Origin of the sequence: Nocardia sp. JCM 34519.1, assembly GCF_020361265.1 — a bacterium.
Classification (GTDB): domain Bacteria; phylum Actinomycetota; class Actinomycetes; order Mycobacteriales; family Mycobacteriaceae; genus Nocardia; species Nocardia arthritidis_A.
Window position 1 is genome coordinate 489,533 of the sequence record NZ_JAIRBR010000002.1, and the last position, 16,848, is coordinate 506,380.

At 67.7% G+C, this 16,848-nt stretch carries 16 protein-coding genes and 1 riboswitch; of the genes, 9 read left to right on the plus strand and 7 right to left on the minus strand.

Annotated elements, in window-relative coordinates; translation table 11 throughout:
* Positions 1-31: 31 nt before the first annotated feature.
* Positions 32-148, plus strand: a riboswitch (SAM riboswitch).
* Between the two features lie 14 nt (positions 149-162).
* Both LGY53_RS08515 and LGY53_RS08520 read left to right on the plus strand, forming a co-directional pair.
* A complete protein-coding gene (locus tag LGY53_RS08515; RefSeq protein WP_225726071.1) occupies positions 163-579 on the plus strand; it encodes a rhodanese-like domain-containing protein in 417 nt (138 codons plus the stop codon).
* Positions 580-685: 106 nt separating this feature from the next.
* Complete coding sequence (locus LGY53_RS08520; protein ID WP_225726072.1) at positions 686-1,900, plus strand: O-succinylhomoserine sulfhydrylase; 1,215 nt, start codon at positions 686-688, stop codon at positions 1,898-1,900.
* Positions 1,901-1,973: 73 nt separating this feature from the next.
* On the opposite strand, the gene LGY53_RS08525 is transcribed toward LGY53_RS08520, so the two are convergent.
* Positions 1,974-2,417, minus strand: a complete 444-nt coding sequence (locus LGY53_RS08525) for an RpiB/LacA/LacB family sugar-phosphate isomerase (RefSeq protein ID WP_225726073.1) — start codon at positions 2,415-2,417, stop codon at positions 1,974-1,976.
* Positions 2,418-2,477: 60 nt separating this feature from the next.
* On the opposite strand from LGY53_RS08525, the gene LGY53_RS08530 reads away from it, so the two are divergent.
* The gene (locus LGY53_RS08530; RefSeq protein ID WP_225726074.1) at positions 2,478-3,116 is read left to right on the plus strand and encodes a DJ-1/PfpI family protein; all 639 of its coding nucleotides are present in this window, start codon (positions 2,478-2,480) and stop codon (positions 3,114-3,116) included.
* A gap of 29 nt (positions 3,117-3,145) precedes the next feature.
* A complete protein-coding gene (locus LGY53_RS08535; RefSeq protein WP_225726075.1) occupies positions 3,146-3,589 on the plus strand; it encodes a MarR family winged helix-turn-helix transcriptional regulator in 444 nt (147 codons plus the stop codon).
* A gap of 2 nt (positions 3,590-3,591) precedes the next feature.
* On the opposite strand, the gene LGY53_RS08540 is transcribed toward LGY53_RS08535, so the two are convergent.
* Positions 3,592-4,347, minus strand: coding sequence for an HAD-IIA family hydrolase (locus tag LGY53_RS08540; RefSeq protein ID WP_225726282.1), 756 nt, complete (start codon positions 4,345-4,347; stop codon positions 3,592-3,594).
* Positions 4,348-4,565: 218 nt separating this feature from the next.
* Between LGY53_RS08540 and fgd the strand changes: the two genes are divergently transcribed.
* Entirely contained in the window at positions 4,566-5,576 is a 1,011-nt protein-coding gene (fgd, locus tag LGY53_RS08545; protein ID WP_225726076.1) for a glucose-6-phosphate dehydrogenase (coenzyme-F420), read from the plus strand.
* Between the two features lie 260 nt (positions 5,577-5,836).
* Positions 5,837-6,322 (plus strand): DUF3761 domain-containing protein, encoded by a 486-nt coding sequence (locus LGY53_RS08550; RefSeq protein WP_225726077.1) that lies wholly within the window; start codon positions 5,837-5,839, stop codon positions 6,320-6,322.
* Between the two features lie 7 nt (positions 6,323-6,329).
* Here the strand turns inward: LGY53_RS08550 and LGY53_RS08555 are convergent, their stop codons facing one another.
* Positions 6,330-6,839 (minus strand): nitroreductase/quinone reductase family protein, encoded by a 510-nt coding sequence (locus tag LGY53_RS08555; RefSeq protein ID WP_225726078.1) that lies wholly within the window; start codon positions 6,837-6,839, stop codon positions 6,330-6,332.
* Between the two features lie 155 nt (positions 6,840-6,994).
* Between LGY53_RS08555 and pta the strand changes: the two genes are divergently transcribed.
* Together pta and LGY53_RS08565 are read left to right on the plus strand one after the other, a co-directional pair.
* On the plus strand, positions 6,995-9,067 hold the full coding sequence (gene pta / locus LGY53_RS08560) for a phosphate acetyltransferase (protein ID WP_225726079.1): 2,073 nt from the start codon (positions 6,995-6,997) through the stop codon (positions 9,065-9,067).
* Positions 9,068-9,190: 123 nt separating this feature from the next.
* Positions 9,191-10,396, plus strand: coding sequence for an acetate kinase (locus LGY53_RS08565; RefSeq protein ID WP_225726080.1), 1,206 nt, complete (start codon positions 9,191-9,193; stop codon positions 10,394-10,396).
* A 224-nt stretch (positions 10,397-10,620) separates the two neighbouring features.
* Here the strand turns inward: LGY53_RS08565 and LGY53_RS08570 are convergent, their stop codons facing one another.
* From LGY53_RS08570 to LGY53_RS08580, 3 genes are read right to left on the minus strand one after another with little or no spacing between them, the layout of a single operon-like run.
* Positions 10,621-13,038 (minus strand): serine/threonine-protein kinase, encoded by a 2,418-nt coding sequence (locus tag LGY53_RS08570; protein WP_225726081.1) that lies wholly within the window; start codon positions 13,036-13,038, stop codon positions 10,621-10,623.
* 5 nt (positions 13,039-13,043) lie between these two features.
* A complete protein-coding gene (locus LGY53_RS08575) occupies positions 13,044-14,006 on the minus strand; it encodes a glutamate ABC transporter substrate-binding protein (protein WP_225726082.1) in 963 nt (320 codons plus the stop codon).
* On the minus strand, positions 14,003-15,358 hold the full coding sequence (locus tag LGY53_RS08580) for a hypothetical protein (protein WP_225726283.1): 1,356 nt from the start codon (positions 15,356-15,358) through the stop codon (positions 14,003-14,005). Before LGY53_RS08580 ends, LGY53_RS08575 begins: the two co-directional genes overlap by 4 nt.
* Before the next feature lie 162 nt (positions 15,359-15,520).
* On the opposite strand from LGY53_RS08580, the gene LGY53_RS08585 reads away from it, so the two are divergent.
* Complete coding sequence (locus LGY53_RS08585; protein ID WP_374111150.1) at positions 15,521-16,138, plus strand: NUDIX domain-containing protein; 618 nt, start codon at positions 15,521-15,523, stop codon at positions 16,136-16,138.
* Here LGY53_RS08585 and thiE read toward each other — a convergent pair.
* Positions 16,135-16,833 carry a thiamine phosphate synthase gene (gene thiE / locus LGY53_RS08590; protein ID WP_225726083.1) on the minus strand — a complete coding sequence of 233 codons (699 nt, stop codon included), beginning with the start codon at positions 16,831-16,833 and terminating at the stop codon, positions 16,135-16,137. The genes LGY53_RS08585 and thiE overlap by 4 nt on opposite strands.
* Positions 16,834-16,848: the final 15 nt, after the last annotated feature.

Genomic DNA, 16,848 nt, shown 5'->3' on the forward strand with positions numbered 1-16,848 from the left:
GGTGGCCATTCGTTGGCCATCTTTAGTTGAAGGTCATGAGAACCAGCGTCAAGCCCCGGCTCTGCTGGTCGGCAACCCTCCTCCGCGGTGGGGTGCTCCGGGTGACGACCTGGCCGTGCGCCGAACCCGGGCGCGGCAAGTGCGGATTCCGAGGAGGTCCACATGAGTTACGCCGGTGACATCACGCCGCGGCAGGCGTGGGAAATATTGCGGGAAAATCCGGAGGCCGTCCTGGTCGACGTGCGCACCGAGGCCGAGTGGAAATTCGTCGGGGTACCGGATACCAGTTCGATCGACCGGCCGACGGTGCTCGTCGAATGGGTCGACAGCCGTGGCGCCCGGAATCCGGAATTCGCCGAGGAACTCGACAAGGCGCTGGCCGGCCGCGGCGCGGACGCCCCCGTCGTATTCATCTGTCGCTCCGGGCAGCGTTCCGCGAACGCCGCCCGGGTCGCCACCTCGCTCGGCATCGAACCCTCGTACAACGTGCTGGAGGGTTTCGAGGGCGGGCTGGACGCCGACGGCCACCGCGGCAGCGAAGGTTGGCGCGCGGCCGGACTTCCGTGGCGGCAGTCGTGATCGCCCGGGGTGGCTGCCGACCGGCGGCAGTCGTGATCGCCGGCAGCGTCGAGTCCGCTGGACAATCGGAGGCCTGCTGTCCGGCCGCTGACGAAGGGCGACGGTCATGATCACCGGCGGCGCATTCGACAAACCACTGCCCGAAGGTGTCGGCCCCGCGACGCTCGGGGTGCGCGGCGGGGTGCGGCGGTCCGGCTTCGAGGAGACCGCCGAGGCGCTCTACCTGTCCTCCGGATTCGTCTACGACAGCGCGGAATCCGCGGAGGCCGCGTTCACTGGGGAGCGGGAACATTTCGTCTACTCCCGTTACGGCAACCCCACGGTGGCCATGTTCGAGGAGCGGATCCGGCTGATCGACGGCGCCGAGGCGGCTTTCGCGACGGCCAGCGGCATGTCGGCCGTATTCACCGCGCTCGGAGCGCTTTTGGGCGCCGGCGACCGACTTGTGGCCGCGCGCAGCCTCTTCGGTTCCTGCTTCGTGGTGTGCAACGAGATCCTGCCGCGCTGGGGCGTCGAGACCGTCTTCGTCGACGGTGAGGACCTGGACCAGTGGGAGCAGGCGCTTTCGGTGCCCACCAAGGCGGTGTTCTTCGAGACGCCCGCCAATCCGATGCAGACGCTGGTGGATGTGCGGCGGGTGGTCGAGCTGGCCCATGCCGCGGGCGCGAAGGTGGTGCTGGACAACGTCTTTGCCACCCCGCTGCTGCAGCGCGGCTTCGAACTCGGTGCGGACGCGGTGGTCTACTCCGGCACCAAACACATCGACGGGCAGGGCCGGGTGCTCGGCGGCGCCATCCTCGGCACGCAGGACTACATCGACGGTCCGGTGAAAACCCTTATGCGGCATACGGGTCCGTCGCTGAGCCCGTTCAACGCGTGGACGTTGCTCAAGGGTTTGGAGACCATGCCGCTGCGGGTGCGGCATTCCACCGATTCGGCGCTGCGGATCGCGCGCTACCTCGAGGGGCATCCCGCGGTGAGCTGGGTGCGCTACCCGTTCCTGGAATCGCATCCGCAATACGAATTGGCCACCAGCCAGATGAGCGGGGGCGGCACCGTCGTCACCTTCGAGCTCGCGGCCGGCGACGGCGAGGCGAAGAAGCGCGCGTTCGAGGTGCTGAACCGGCTGCGAATCGTCGATATCTCCAACAATCTCGGTGACTCGAAGACGTTGATCACCCATCCGGCCACCACCACCCATCGGGCGATGGGTCCGGAGGGGCGGGCCACCATCGGCCTCAGCGACGGCGTTGTGCGCCTCTCCGTCGGATTGGAAGATGTCGAGGATCTACTTGCCGATCTTGATCACGCGCTGAGCTAGCCGGGTAGTCCGGGGCGCGGGTTCCATTCGGAGCCCGCGCCTTTGCCGTTTCCATTTCGAAAGCTCCTGTGGCTCAGGAGTTTTCGATATCCATGAGGTGTGCGATATTTGCCCTATCGGTGGCGTCGGGGCTGGGTGTGCCGTCGAACCAGGCGTCCAGGATTTCCCGCAGCTCCGCGCTCGACGTCGAACGTAGGCTCAGCGCAAGGACATTCGCGTCGTTCCACTTGCGCGCGCCCGCCGCGGTCGCGGCATCGGCGCAGAGGGCGGCCCGGATGCCGGACACCTTGTTGGCGGCGATCGATGCGCCGGTGCCGGTCCAGCAGCAGACGATGGCCTGATCGGCGCGGCCCTCGGCGACCTCGCGGGCCGCGGCCTCGCTCGCCCAGGCCCAATCGTCGCGCTCGGTGGCGCTCAGCGCGCCGTGCAGCGTGGTCTCGTGACCTCGTTTCTCCAGTTCGGCACTCAGTTCCGTCGCGACGCCGACGCGTTCGTCGGCGGCCACCGCTATTCGCATGTGTCCAGATTACGGGTTCGGCCATTGACAGCATGCTGTCAAATATGACAGTATGCTGTCATGACGAAAACAGTGCACATGGCGGTATACGACACGCTCGCCGATTGGGAGGTCGGTGCGGCGGTCGCGCACATCAACGGCAACCATCAGTGGCATCGGGAACCCGGCGCCTTCCAGGTCAAGACCGTCGGGCCCACCCGGGAGCCGGTGACGACGATGGGCGCGGTCCGCATCGTGCCGGATCTCGCGCTCGACGAACTGCGCCCGGAAGACAGCGAGATGCTGATCCTGGCGGGTGCGCAAATATGGGAGTCGGGTGCGCTGGCGCAGTTCACCCGCAAGGCGCGCGAATTTCTCGACGCAGGCGTTCCGGTCGCCGGAATGTGCGGCGCCACTTTCGGTTTGGCGGCGGCGGGTATCCTCGACGATATCGCGCACACCAGTAATGCCGCGGAATACCTTGCCTACAGCGGATATTCGGGCGGAGCGCATTTCGTCCGGCGACCGGCGGTCACCGATCGCAATGTGATAACCGCAAGCGGCACCGCACCTTTCGAATTCGCGCGCGAGGTGCTCGGCAGACTCGATGTCTACGAGCCGCACATCCTCGATGCCTGGTATCGGGTATACGGGAAAGGAGACGCCGCCGCCTACGCGGTGCTCGCGGATTACGCGGCCAGGCAGCGCGCGCACGCCTAATGCGCCGGAATCGAATCGGAGGCGATCGAGTGACCGAACAACGGCTGTTCAGTACCGCGGCAATCACCACATTCAAGCTGAACGGCCAATTCCTCGCCATCGCAGAGGCATTGGCCCGCCCGGCCGGGCTGACGGCCGCCTGGTGGCAGGTGCTCGGCGCGGTGCTGCACACTCCACTGCCGGTCGCGGGCATCGCCAGGGAGATGGGCATCACCCGCCAGAGCGTGCAGCGCATCGCGGATCTGTTGGTGGACAAGGGGCTTGCCGAGTACCGCGACAACCCGGCGCACCGCCGCGCCAAACTGGTCGCGATCACCGACGCGGGTCGCGCCGCCATCGCCCGCATCACGCCGCGGCACGCGGTCCTGGCGGACCGTCTCGCAACCGAATTGGGCGCCGAGCAGTTCGCGCTGACCGTCGACGTGCTCACCAAACTGTCCGCCGCGCTGGACGCGATCGGCGAACCGGACTGACTTCAGTCGAACGGATTCGCCGTGCGACCGACCAGATCGGCCACCGAATCGAGAACCATCGTCGGGCGGTAAGGGAACTGCTCGACCGAACCGCGGGTGGAGATGCCGGACGTCACCAGAATGGTGCGCATACCCGCCTCCAGGCCGGCGACCACATCGGTATCCATCCGATCGCCGATCATCACGGAGGACTGCGAGTGCGCGCCGATGCGCCGCAGCGCCGAACGCATCATCAGCGGATTCGGTTTGCCGACGTAGTAGGGGTCACGGCCGGTGGCGCGGGTGATCAGCGCGGCGACCGAACCGGTCGCGGGCAGCGAACCGTCGCGGGACGGGCCGGTCGGGTCCGGATTGGTCGCGATGAACCGCGCGCCCCGCTCGACCAGCCGGATCGCGGTGGTGATCGCCTCGAATGAATAGGTGCGGGTCTCGCCGAGCACCACATAGTCCGGATCGCTGTCGGTGAGCACGTAGCCGATATCGTGCAGCGCGGTGGTCAGCCCGGATTCGCCTACCACATAAGCGGTTCCGTGTGGCCGCTGTTCGTCGAGGAAGGTCGCGGTGGCCAGCGCGGAGGTCCAGATGGCCTCCTCCGGGATGTCGAGTCCGGTGTGCCGCAGCCGGGCCTGCAGATCGCGCGGGGTGCGGATGGAGTTGTTGGTCAGCACCAGGAACGGGGTTCCGTTGTCGCGGAGTTCGGCGAGGAATTTGTCGGCGCCGGGGACCAGGTGGTCCTCGTGCACGAGGACGCCGTCCATATCGGTGAGGTAGGACAAGATCGGTTCGGCCGCTGCAGTCACGTGTCAAGTATCCGCTATCGCCGTGTGAACCGGTCGGTGTGCACCGCGCCGCGAAATCCGGGCATATTCCCGCGCAGCCGCGATCGACTGCCGCCGAATCCGGGCATATTCCCGCGCGGTCGCGCGGTTGACTACTGTCGGAACGAGCGACGGAAAAGACCTCGAGGAGCAGGCATATGGGCGAACTCAAGCTCGGTTACAAGGCATCGGCGGAACAGTTCGGCCCCCGCGAACTGGTGGAAATCGCGGTGCTGGCCGAGGAGCACGGCCTGGAAAGCGCCACCGTGAGCGACCACTTCCAGCCGTGGCGGCACAAGGGCGGGCACGCGCCGTTCTCGCTGGCCTGGATGGCCGCGGTCGGCGAGCGAACCAAGCGGATCCAGCTGGGCACCTCGGTGCTCACCCCGACATTCCGCTACAACCCGGCGGTGATCGCCCAGGCCTTCGCCACTATGGGCCTGCTGTACCCGCAGCGGGTGATGCTCGGCGTCGGCAGCGGTGAGGCGTTGAACGAGATCGCCACCGGCTACACCGGCGAATGGCCGGAATTCAAGGAGCGTTTCGCGCGACTGCGCGAGGCCGTCGACCTGATGCGCGCGCTGTGGACCGGTGAGCGCACCGATTTCGACGGGCAGTACTACAAGACCGTCGGCGCGTCGATCTACGACGTGCCCAAGGGCGGTATCCCGGTCTACATCGCGGCGGGCGGGCCGCTGGTCGCCAGGTACGCGGGTCGCGCGGGCGACGGCTTCATCTGTACCTCCGGCAAGGGTATGGACCTGTACACCGAGAAGCTGATGCCCGCCGTCGCCGAGGGTGCGGCCAAGGCGGGCCGGACGGTGGACGATATCGATCGGATGATCGAGATCAAACTCTCTTACGACACCGATCCCGAACTGGCGCTGGAGAATACGCGCTTCTGGGCGCCGCTGTCGCTGACCGCGGAGCAGAAGCATTCGATCACCGACCCGATCGAAATGGAGGCCGCCGCCGACGCCCTGCCGATCGAGCAGATCGCCAAGCGCTGGATCGTGGCCAGCGATCCGGACCAAGCGGTGGAACAGATCAAGCCCTACATCGATGCGGGCCTGAACCACCTGGTCTTCCACGCCCCCGGCCACGACCAGAAGCGCTTCCTCGAACTGTTCGAGCGCGACCTGGCCCCCCGGCTGCGCGCCCTCGGGTAGTTCGTTTCCGTCCTGGGGCGTGCTGAAGGGTGTTCCGGGAGTCGATGACCGTTGGTGTGTCGAGAAGGGCTGCGTCGCTGGCGAATTCGTCGTCGGCGCAGCTCGACCTCGATCGTGCGCGGGCCGTCCGGTCCGATTTCGAGGGGGCCGCCCCATCTGAAATGGTGTTATTTTCTTCTGTAATAACCGAATTCGAGTGTCCGATGTATGCGGCATGAGCCCTCGCGACCCTGCTAGGGGCTCGATCATTCGGAGCAGAAGTGCACAATCGAATCAGCAGTATCGGCTTCATCATCGGTGTCGGCGCGCTCGCACTATTCACCGCGGCCTGTGGGCCTGCGGCTATCCCGCAACCGCCGCAAATCTCTTCCACCACAACGACCGTCGCGACGGCGGCGTCCCCGACGACAACCCCGGAGCGGGTTCCGATCACGACGACTCCGCTCGCGGCCGTCCCGGCACCATTCGTCGCACCCGCACCGGCCCCCGCACCCGCACCGGCCCCCGCACCCGCACCGGCCCCCGCACCCGCGTCGGCATCCACCCCCGTGCGGGCACCCGTCCCGGCCCCCGACTGTGGCCGCGGCTCGTACACCAATTCCAGCGGCAACTGTGTCCACGATCCGGTACAGGCGCCCACCGCACCCTCCGGGGCTACCGCGCAGTGCCGCGATGGCACCTACTCCTTCAGTCAACACCGCAGTGGCACCTGCTCGGGCCACGGCGGGGTTGCGCAGTGGTTGTGAGGACGTGTCAGGCTCGGTGGAGGGCGAAGATGCGTAGGTCGCGGGTGGTGCGGTTGCGGTAGGCGGCGTAGGCGTCGGTGATGTCGGTGAAGAGGGCGAAGACGCGTTCTTTTTCGGCGTCGTCTTCGAGCAGGGTCGCGGTGACCGGGATGCGCTGGCCCGCGATGGCGACCGTCGCGGCCGGGTTCGCCAGCAGGTTTGCCGTCCAGGCCGGGTGGTGGGCCTGGCCGAAATTGCTGCCGATGACGTACAGCACGTCGCCGCCGTGCGCGTAGAGCAGCGGTTGGGTGCGTGCCGCACCGGATTTACGACCCGTTGTGGTCAACAGGATGACCGGCGCGCCGATGGGGCCGAGCACGGTGTATTTGGCGTCGGTGCGTTCGAGCACCGCCCGGTCGAGCGGGGTGATCTTGCGGATCAGCCACGAGCCCGGCTTGGTCGCCGCGAACTTGTTCGCAAGGCGGGAAAGGGTATTCGTGCGGGAGCCCCACTGCCGGTCGGGGAACTGGTCGGCCATGTGCGGACTATATCCGCCGGGCCGCGACGCCGCCTGCGCGTCGGGTCGTCCGGCACCTCGGGCCCGAGGCCATCGGTCGTGCGTTCGCGGGACCATCGGTGATGACGGTCTCGCTCTACGGTCCAGGTAGCCGCTCGTTCACTAAGCTCTCGGACATGTCCGAGAACGCTCCATCCACCGTGTACATCGCCTCGCCGGAGGGTGACACCGGGAAGTCGACGGTGGCGCTCGGGGTGCTGCAGATGCTGTGCGCGACTACGGCGCGGGTCGGCGTCTTCCGGCCGATCACCCGTTCCACCACCGAGCCCGACTACATCCTGGAGCTGCTGCTCGAGCACAGCACCGCCGATATCGATTACCAGCAGGCCATCGGGGTCACCTACGAGGATGTGCACGCCGATCCGGACGCCGCGATCAGCGAGATCGTCATGCGCTTCCACGATGTGGCCAAGGTGTGCGACGCGGTGGTGGTGGTCGGCAGCGATTACACCGATGTGGCCAGCCCGAGCGAGCTGCGCTTCAACGGGCGCATCGCCGCCAATCTCGGCGCCCCTACGCTGCTGGTGCTGCGCGGTTCCGGGCGCACGCCGGAGGCGGTCAAACAGCTGGCCGAGTTGTGCACGGCCGAATTGGCGCACGAGCATGCGGAGCTGGCCGCCATCGTGGTCAACCGCTGCGACCCTGAGCAATTGGACGAGGTGACGGCGGCGCTGAAACCGTTCGGCGTTCCGTCGTGGAGCCTGCCGGAGGTGCCGCTGCTGTTCGCACCGACCATGGCCGAGCTGTGCCAGGCCATCGACGGCGAAATGTACAGTGGCGACCAGGAATTGCTGCAGCGTGAGGCGCTGGAGGTGATGGTCGGCGGCATGACCGCCGAGCATATTCTGGAGCGGCTGGTGGACGGCGTCGTGGTGATCGCGCCGGGCGACCGCTCCGACGTGCTGCTCAGCGTGATGAACGCCCATGAGGCGGAAGGGTTTCCGTCGCTGTCCGGCATCATCATGAACGGCGGCATGCTGCCCCATCCCGCGGTGGCCCGGCTGATGGCGGGCCTGCGGGCGAAGCTGCCGATCCTGACCACCGCGCTGGGCACCTATGAGACCACCAGTGCGGTGCACGGCACCAGGGGCCGGATGTCGGCGGGCAGCCCGCGCAAGGTGGATACCGCGCTGGCCCTGATGGAACAGCATGTCGATGCCCCGGAATTGTTGCGGCGCATCGAGGTTCGGCTCAGCAATGTGGTCACGCCGCAGATGTTCGAATATCAGCTGATCGAGCGGGCGCGGGCGGATCGCAAGCGCATAGTGCTGCCGGAGGGCGATGACGACCGGATCCTGCGCGCCGCGGGCCGGGTGCTGCAGCGCAAGATCGCGGATCTGGTGATCCTCGGCGACGAGGCGACGGTGCGCGCCCGCGCCGCCGAACTCGGCGTCGACATCCAGGCCGCCGAGGTGCTGGATCCGCGCAACTCCGGATATCTGGAGGAGTTCGCGGCGGAATACACGAAGCTGCGCGCGCACAAGGGGATGACGCTGGAGCGCGCCCGCGAAACCGTCTCGGACATCTCGTATTTCGGCACCATGATGGTGCACCGCGGCATCGCCGACGGCATGGTCTCCGGCGCGGCGCACACCACCGCGCACACCATCCGGCCGTCGTTCGAGATCATCAAGACGGTGCCGGGGGTTTCCACCGTCTCGAGTGTTTTCCTGATGTGTCTCGCGGATCGTGTTCTGGCGTACGGGGATTGCGCGGTTGTCCCCGACCCCACCTCGGAACAGCTTGCCGATATCGCGATTTCGTCGGCGGGCACCGCCGCACGGTTCGGCATCGAGCCGCGGGTGGCGATGCTGTCGTACTCGACGGGCGAATCCGGCAGTGGCGCGGATGTGGACAAGGTCAGGGTCGCCACCAAGCTGGTGCGCGAGCGCGCGCCGGAACTGTTGGTGGAGGGCCCGATCCAGTACGACGCCGCCATCGACGCGACGGTGGCCAACACCAAGCTGCCCGATTCCCAAGTGGCAGGCCGGGCAACGGTTTTCGTATTTCCGGATCTCAACACCGGCAACAACACCTATAAGGCGGTGCAGCGCAGCGCCGGTGCGATCGCCATCGGGCCGGTGTTGCAGGGTCTGCGCAAACCGGTCAACGATCTGTCGCGCGGCGCGCTGGTGGCCGACATCGTCAATACGATCGCCATCACCGCGATCCAGGCGCAGCAGGACTGAGCGGCACGCTGTGACACGTGCGACGATGCGGGTGGTTTCGGAACAACCGCGGTGCGGTCGCGGTTGCGGAGAATATGCTCCGACCGCGCCGATGCCGCGGCCGAGCCGAGGGTAGGAGGCCTCATGGGTGCCGAAAACTTGGTGCTGGTGATCAATTCCGGCTCGTCGTCGATCAAATATCAACTGCTCGATCCCGGGTCGGGCGTCCTCGCCGCATCCGGCATCGTCGAGCGGATCGGTGAGGACAGCGGCGGTATCGAACATCATGCCGACGGCCGGACCATCGAGCACAGCGGCCGGATCGCCGACCATACGGCCGGATTGCGTTCGGTATTCGATATGTTCGCCGAGACCGGACACGATCTGCGGCGGGCCGGTGTGCACGCGGTGGGGCACCGGGTGGTGCACGGCGGTGAGGTGTTCTATCGGCCCACCCTGATCGATGATGCCGTCGTCGCGGCCATCTCCGAGCTGTCGGCCCTTGCGCCGCTGCACAATCCGGCGAATGTCGCGGGTATCGAGAGCGCGCGGCAGCTGCTGCCGGGGGTGCCGCAGGTCGCGGTGTTCGACACCGCGTTCTTCCACGGACTGCCCGCCGCCGCCAAGACCTACGCCATAGACGCGAAAGTCGCTGCGGCGCATGGCATTCGGCGATACGGCTTTCACGGAACCTCGCACGAGTACGTATCCGGCCAGGCTGCGGCGCTGCTCGGGCGCGATCCGGCCGAGCTGAACCAGATCGTCTTCCACCTGGGCAACGGTGCGTCGGCGTCGGCAGTCCGCGGCGGCAGGCCGATCGACACCACCATGGGCCTGACGCCGTTGGAGGGTCTGGTGATGGGTACCAGGTCCGGCGATCTGGACCCCGGAATCGTGCCGCATCTGATGCGCTCGGCCCACCTGAGCATCGACGAAGTGGACGCACTGCTGAACCGCGACTCGGGCATCAAGGGCCTGTCGGGTGTCAACGATTTCCGGGAATTGCAGCGGCTCATCGAGGCAGGCGATGAGCATGCCCGACTTGCCTACGACGTCTACATCCATCGGCTGCGCCGCTATCTCGGCGCGTACCTGATCGAGTTGGGCGGCGTCGACGCCATCACCTTCACCGCGGGCGTCGGCGAGAACAGCCCGCAGGTGCGCGCCGACGCACTCGCCGGACTCGGCCGCTTCGGCATCGAGGTGGATCAGACCCGAAACACGGCGAAAAACCGTGCGGCGCGATACATTTCGCCTGACGGCGCACCGGTCGCGGTGCTGGTGGTCCCGACGAACGAGGAACTGGCCATCGCCCGCGCCGCCGCCCAGGTGGTCGCCGAAATGGCGTGAGCGGCGTTCACGAAATACTCATGATCGGTGGGTAAGTATGGGTTACGGATCTGGTTCGCCCGGTGTGCCGCACTAGTCGGGGTCGGACTCCTTCCGCGCACGGAAACCCGACTGCCCTCGTCGTTTCCGCGCCGCCCGGTCTGCCCATCGGTCGGCACGCGCGGGATCGGCGACCGATCCGGGCCCGGCCGGCCACTTCCCTCCCGGCCGGGCCACTCGCGGTTTCAGATCCAGGTCTTCGCGCGGATGGCGTTGGCGAGATCGACCAGGGCGTAACGGTGTTTGCGGCCGGGTGCGCTGCGGGCCAGGGCGCGCAGGCCCGCCTCGGTGCCCGCACGGAGTTCGCGTTCGGTGAAGGGTGCGCCGAAGAAGGTGGCGTCGGGGCGTTTCGGCTCGTTACCCGCCTGCAGCCAGGCCAGCGCCGCGCCGAGCACGAGCACCCGCATCTGCACCGCGCGGCTCTCGCCATTGGGCAGGCCGAGCACCCGGGACGCCGCGATGTGCAGGGTTGATTCGTCGAGTTCGGCCACCGGCGCTGCGGTGAGCAGCAGCAGGACCGCGGTCATCCGCGCGGTGGTGTAGTGCCGCGAGGAGGCGGGCACGTCGTCGAGCGCGTTCACCGCTTCGGCGACTCGTCCCGCCGCGGCCAGCTGTCGCGCCTGCCCGAAGGCGGCGCTCACCGCGCCGCGATCGGTGCGCCACACGGTCTCATAGAACTTCTCCGCGTAGTCGCGCCACTGCTCCGGCCCGGCCGAATCCCAGTTCTGCAGAATGAGTTCCGCGGTGGCGGCGATGGCGAGCTTCGGGGCGATCTCGCCCGGCAGCACCCGCAGCACCGCATCGAAGCTGGCGAATGCCTTCTCGAAATCCATTTCCAGCAACCGGGCCTGACCGGTGTACCAGTCGACGCGCCAATCGTGGTCCTCGGGCATCCGGGACAGCAGATGCAGCACCGCGGCCGATTCGCCCATCTCCAGACGTACCCGCGCCTCGGCCAGCGTCAGCTCCAGATCCAATGTCTCCGGGGCATTTTCGGGGTCGCCATCGGCGCGCTCCCTGGCCTCGCGAATGGCGTCGAGGGCCTGCTCGGCCTCCGGATGCATGGTCGCGGCCAACAGCGGCGCCGACGGATCGGACGAGTCGAGCAGCGGAAAGGGCAGCACGGCAACGACTTCGGTCGGCATGAGCAGTTTGCTCCTGGCCACCCCGTCGGCGTACGCATCGGTCTGGCTGATCAGCTCCTCGGTGCCGAAGCTACCCCGCGGCGGGCTGAAAACCGTTGACAGCTGCGGATGTTCGGTGCCGGTATCGAGCGCGAGCACCTCGCGCAGCACCCCGGCCAACTGGGCGGACATGGCGCGCGCGGACGGAAAGCGGCGGGCCGGATCGGGATCGGTGGCGCACAGCAGCAGCCGATGGAAGAACTCGTAGCGTTCCAGCGTCGGTTGATCCTCCGGGATGCCGTCGAGGTAGCGGCCCTGCTCCATCGGCATATTCAGGGTGAGCACGGCGAGCGTGCGGCCGACGGTGTAGATGTCCGAGGCCACCGTCGGGCCGGTCTTCGCGATCTCCGGTGCCTGGAAACCCCTGGTGCCGTACAGATTTCCATACGACTCGACGGTGGCGACCGCGCCGAGATCGATCAGCTTGACCTGATCCTCGGTCACCATGATGTTATCCGGCTTCAGGTCGTTGTATGTCAGCCCGATCGAATGCAGGTAGTCCAGCGCGGGCAGGATCTCCATGATGTAGGCGATGGCCTCGGCGACCGGCATCCGCTCCGGCCGCGGATAGGCGTCGAGTATGTCGCGCAGCGACCGTCCGCCGACGTACTCCATCACGATGAAGCCGACGGGGGTGCCGTCCGGATCGGTGTGCTCGACGAAGTTGTGGATCTTCACGATGCTGGAATGCGCCACCTCGGCGAGGAATTGGCGTTCGGCGAGCGCGACCGCCTGCGCCTCCGCATCGCCCGCGTGCAGCAGGCCCTTGAGCACCACCCAGCGGTCGTTCACGTTGCGGTCCACCGCGAGATAGATCCAGCCGAGTCCGCCGTGCGCGATACAGCCCTGGATCTCGTACTGTCCGGAGACGATATCGCCCTCGTTCAGCGAGGGGCGGAAATCGTATGGGGCGTCGCAGGTTTGGCAGATGCCCGTGGTGGTCGCCGGCCGGGTGGCGGTGGCGCGGCCCACCGGATTGCCGCAGCGCCAGCAGAAACGCTTGCCCTCGGCGACCACCGGATCGTCCAGTACCGCGGTGCGCGGATCCACCGGCGGCACCGTGGTGATCGGCACCAGCCCGGCACCGAGCCTGCGCACCGACGGCCGCGAGCGCCCCGTCCGGCTGCGGCCCGAGGTGCGCACCGTCGCACCGGAATTGGCGGCACTGACCTCCCGCCGTCCGGCCTCGACGCTGAGTTCGGTCGGCATCACGGCCGATTCGACCGACATCGTGCCCATCGCGCGGGTTTCCGGTGCGGTGGGGATCTCGGGGCGGGCGAGTTGCTTCTTCGTAGCCTTGCCGTCCGCTGAATTCTGCTGCGGCGCATCAGTTTCCGATGGGCAGGCCGGTTCGGATTCGTCGGCCGCCCCGCAATGGGCTCGCGGCGGCTCCGCCTCGGGTTCGTGCTGCGTGGTCATCTGTGTCAGTCCTGATAGGTCGGTGTCGGCGGACTGGACTCGTGCAGCGCACCGACCAACCACTCGTCGTACAGTTCCTGCCAGCGGCCGCTGGTCCGGATCCGCTCCAGCGTCGCGTTCACGAAACGCACCAAATCGTCGTCGCCCTTGGGGATTCCGATTCCGTACGGCTCCGGGCTGATCGGTCCGCCCACCACGGCGGTGTACGGATCCTGGGCGGCCATGCCCGCCAATATGGCGTCGTCGGTGCTCACCGCGTCCACCTGCCGCTGCTGCAGTGCGACAAGACAATCGGCCCAGCTCGGCACGGTGAGCAGGCTGGCGGCGGGCTGACCGCGCCGGATGTTGTCCATCGAGGTGGTGCGGGGCACCACGCAGACGCGTTTACCGGCCAGATCGGCTATCCCGTTGATCCCCGAATCCTGTACCACCAGCACCCGCTGGCTGGCCTGCAGGTAGACGGTGGAGAAGGTGACGTCTTTGCGGCGCTCGCAGGTGATGCTCATCGTCTTGGCGACGATATCGACCGTATGGCTCTTCAGCGCCTTCTCACGATCGCTGGAGCCGATGGTGCGGAAGTCGATCAGGCTCGCATCGCCCAGCAGATCCTTGGCGATCTCCCTGGCGATATCCGCGTCGAAACCCATGATGGTGCCGGACTTCGGATCGCGGAAGCTGAACAGATTGCTTCCGGTGTCCAGGCCGACGATCAGCCTGCCCCGCGCGCGAATGGCGTCGACGGTCGGCCCGCCCGCGGTGGACGGCCGCAGGCTCGCAAGCGGATTACCGCACTGATCCGGATTCGACTGTGGCAGTGGGGAACTCGACACTATCGTGGTGGCCTGCGCCGGCATCGGCATCTCGGTGTAGGTCCCGGTCCTGGTCGGCGCGGCCGGACTCTCCGAATTCGCACAGCCGCCGAGGAAAACCGTTGCGGCCAGCGACATCACCGCAAGGGTACGTCTCATCGATACTCCCGCAGCCGGGGCCAGAGGCCGATCGCGACATAGCACGCGCCGAGGATGCCGAGCGCGAACGCGCCGGGCGCCAGGAAGTCGAGCACCCGCGCCGCCTGGGAAATATTGCCGCGCAACGTATCTCGGGTCATGCTCAGGCCCTTGTCGAGTGCGGCGTCCAGTGCGCCCACCTGTGCGGTGGCATCGTTGACGCCGGGGCCGGTGGCCACCGTCGCTGCGCCGAGATAGTCGCCGCGCGCGAGGGTGTCGTTCATCCGCTGATGCGCCACCCGCCAACGATCAAGTGCGACACGGGCACTCGAAATCAGGTCGGCGTCGGGCGCGTCGCTCGGATAGTCGCGCAGCAGTTCGGACAGCCGTTTGATGCTCGTCTCGTAGGTGCGGTCGTAGTCGCCGGTGGCGTCGCGCCGTACCAGCTTCAGCGTCTCGGCCGAGCGGGCCTGCTGGGTGAGGATGCGGCTCTCGGTCAGGCTCGAATACGGAGCCGCGCCGTCGTCGCGGCCGCGGATCATCGCCGTCGCCGAGATCGATCCGGCGATCACCGTCCAGGCCAGCAGGAAGACCATCATGGCCGAGGCGAGCAGCAGCCCGGGATTGAACACCCGGCGCCAGCGGCGCGCCAGCTCCCGCTGCACGAGCACCAGGGCGACCAATGCGAGCAGCAGCAGGATTATCGCGGGCCACGGCGGGCGGACGTGGTTGCGCTGCGCGGTATCCACCGCCGCCGAGCGCCGATTCGCCAGATCTTCGGCCATTGGCAGCAGCTTCGTCTGCATCTGATTCGATGCCTCGCTCAGATAGGCCGCACCGACCGGGTATCCGCTGCGATTGTTGGCGCGGGCGGTCTCCACCAGACCGGTGTAGACCGGAAGTCCGGTGGCGATGCCGGTGCGCAGCCGCGCGTCCGGATCGTTCGCCGCGTCGGTGACCGAACCCGGCGCATGCCCGGACTGCGCGACCAGGTCGGCGGCGGCCTCGCCGATCGCCTGGGTGTACCGGTCGCGCACCGCCTGCGGCTCCAGCCCGCCGGAGATGAAGGCGGTGCTGGCGGCGGCATCCGCGATCGATAGCGAGGTATATAGGTGATGGGCGGCGTGCGCGTCCGGCTCGGTGTCCTCGAGCAGTATGTCGAGCGTCTGCTGTCTGCTGCTCACCGTCGAGGCCGTCACCGCGCCCGCGGCCAGGCACAATCCGATCAGCAGCAGGCCCATCGCGATCAACCGGCCGGGTGAGGAACGGGCGAACGAGCTCAGATTGGCCGGGTCCAGTTGCCCGCGCAGCGCGGCAGCCCGGAACACCCCGGGCTGCTCCGGGGTGACAGGCTGCTGCTCGACGAGCGCCATGTCCACCTCTCCAGTCTGGGCCGGTTCCGCGGCTTTCACGAACAACCCGGCCGTCCCAGATGCGTAGTTGCGCAGTTTATTGTGGTCCTACGGATGCCGTGCGGTGTGAAACGCCCCGCTGATCGAACCGTTTCGGCGCCGCGGCTGGACGAGGTGAGTGTGATGCGTGGTGACGGCGACGGGTGGTCCGCCGGTGTGAACGGCCAGCGGCACTGGGGCCGCTTCGGCGCCGCCGGGCTGCTGTTGCGCGCGCCCGTCGCCGGTGGCGGTTCCGCTGTGCTGCTGCAACATCGGGCCCCGTGGAGTCATCAGGGCAATACCTGGGCGCTGCCGGGCGGAGCCAGGGACAGTCATGAGACGGCGGTGCATGCCGCCGTGCGCGAGGCCTGGGAGGAGGCGGGTATCCACGCCGCCGACGTCACCGTGCGCGCCGAGCGGATCACCGCGTCGGCGCCCAGCGGCTGGACCTATACCACCGTCATCGCCGATGCGGTGCTGACGCTGCCGACCAAGCGCAATCGCGAATCCGCCGCGCTGGCCTGGGTTCCCGAGGACGAGGTCGAATCCCGCGCGCTGCATCCGGGTTTCGCGGCGGCCTGGCCGCTGCTGCGCGCGACGCCCGCCCGCATCCGCCTGACCGAACCCGTGGAGCCGCATTCGCTCGCGAAGGCGTTGCCGCGCACCGTCGATCTGGCGGACGAGGGGTTCTTCTGGCTGCACGACGATCCCGATGGGCCGGGTCCGGAGCTGGAACTGACTGGCGATCAGCTGCTCGATTAACCGTTGGCGAGCAGTGCGGCCTTGAGTTCCTGTGCCGCGGCCTGCGGATCGTCGGCCTGGGTGATGGCCCGGACCACGACGATGCGGGTGGCGCCCGCGGCGAGCACCTCCGGCACGCGCGCGAGATCGATGCCGCCGATGGCGAACCACGGGAGGGTCGGGTGCGCGTCGGCGGTGGAGCGGACCAGGTCGATGCCCGCGGCTTGGCGACCGGGTTTGGTAGGGGTGCCCCAGATGGGTCCGGTGCAGAAGTAATCGATGTGTTCCTCGATGGCGGCGAGCCCGGCCTGCGCCCGATTGTGGGTCGACCGGCCGATCACCACGTCCGGGCCGACGATTTGGCGGGCATACCACGGCGGCAGATCGCCCTGTCCCAGATGCAGCACGTCCGCGCCCGCGGCGAGCGCGATATCGGCGCGATCGTTCACCGCGAGCAGCGCGCCGTGCCTGCGGGCCGCCGCCTTCAGCTCGGCGAGCGCGCCCAACTCGGCGCGCGCCTCGAGCGGGCCGAATTTCGCCTCGCCCGGCGATCCTTTGTCCCGCAGCTGGATGATGTCCACCCCACCGGCGAGCGCGGCCTCGGCGAACTTCGCCAGGTCGCCCTTTTCGCGTCTGGCGTCGGTACATAGATAGAGGCGCGCGTCCGCCAGGCGTTGCCTGGGGGATACGGATCGGTAGGGGTGGGACGGTTGCACGTCCATGACCGTAGC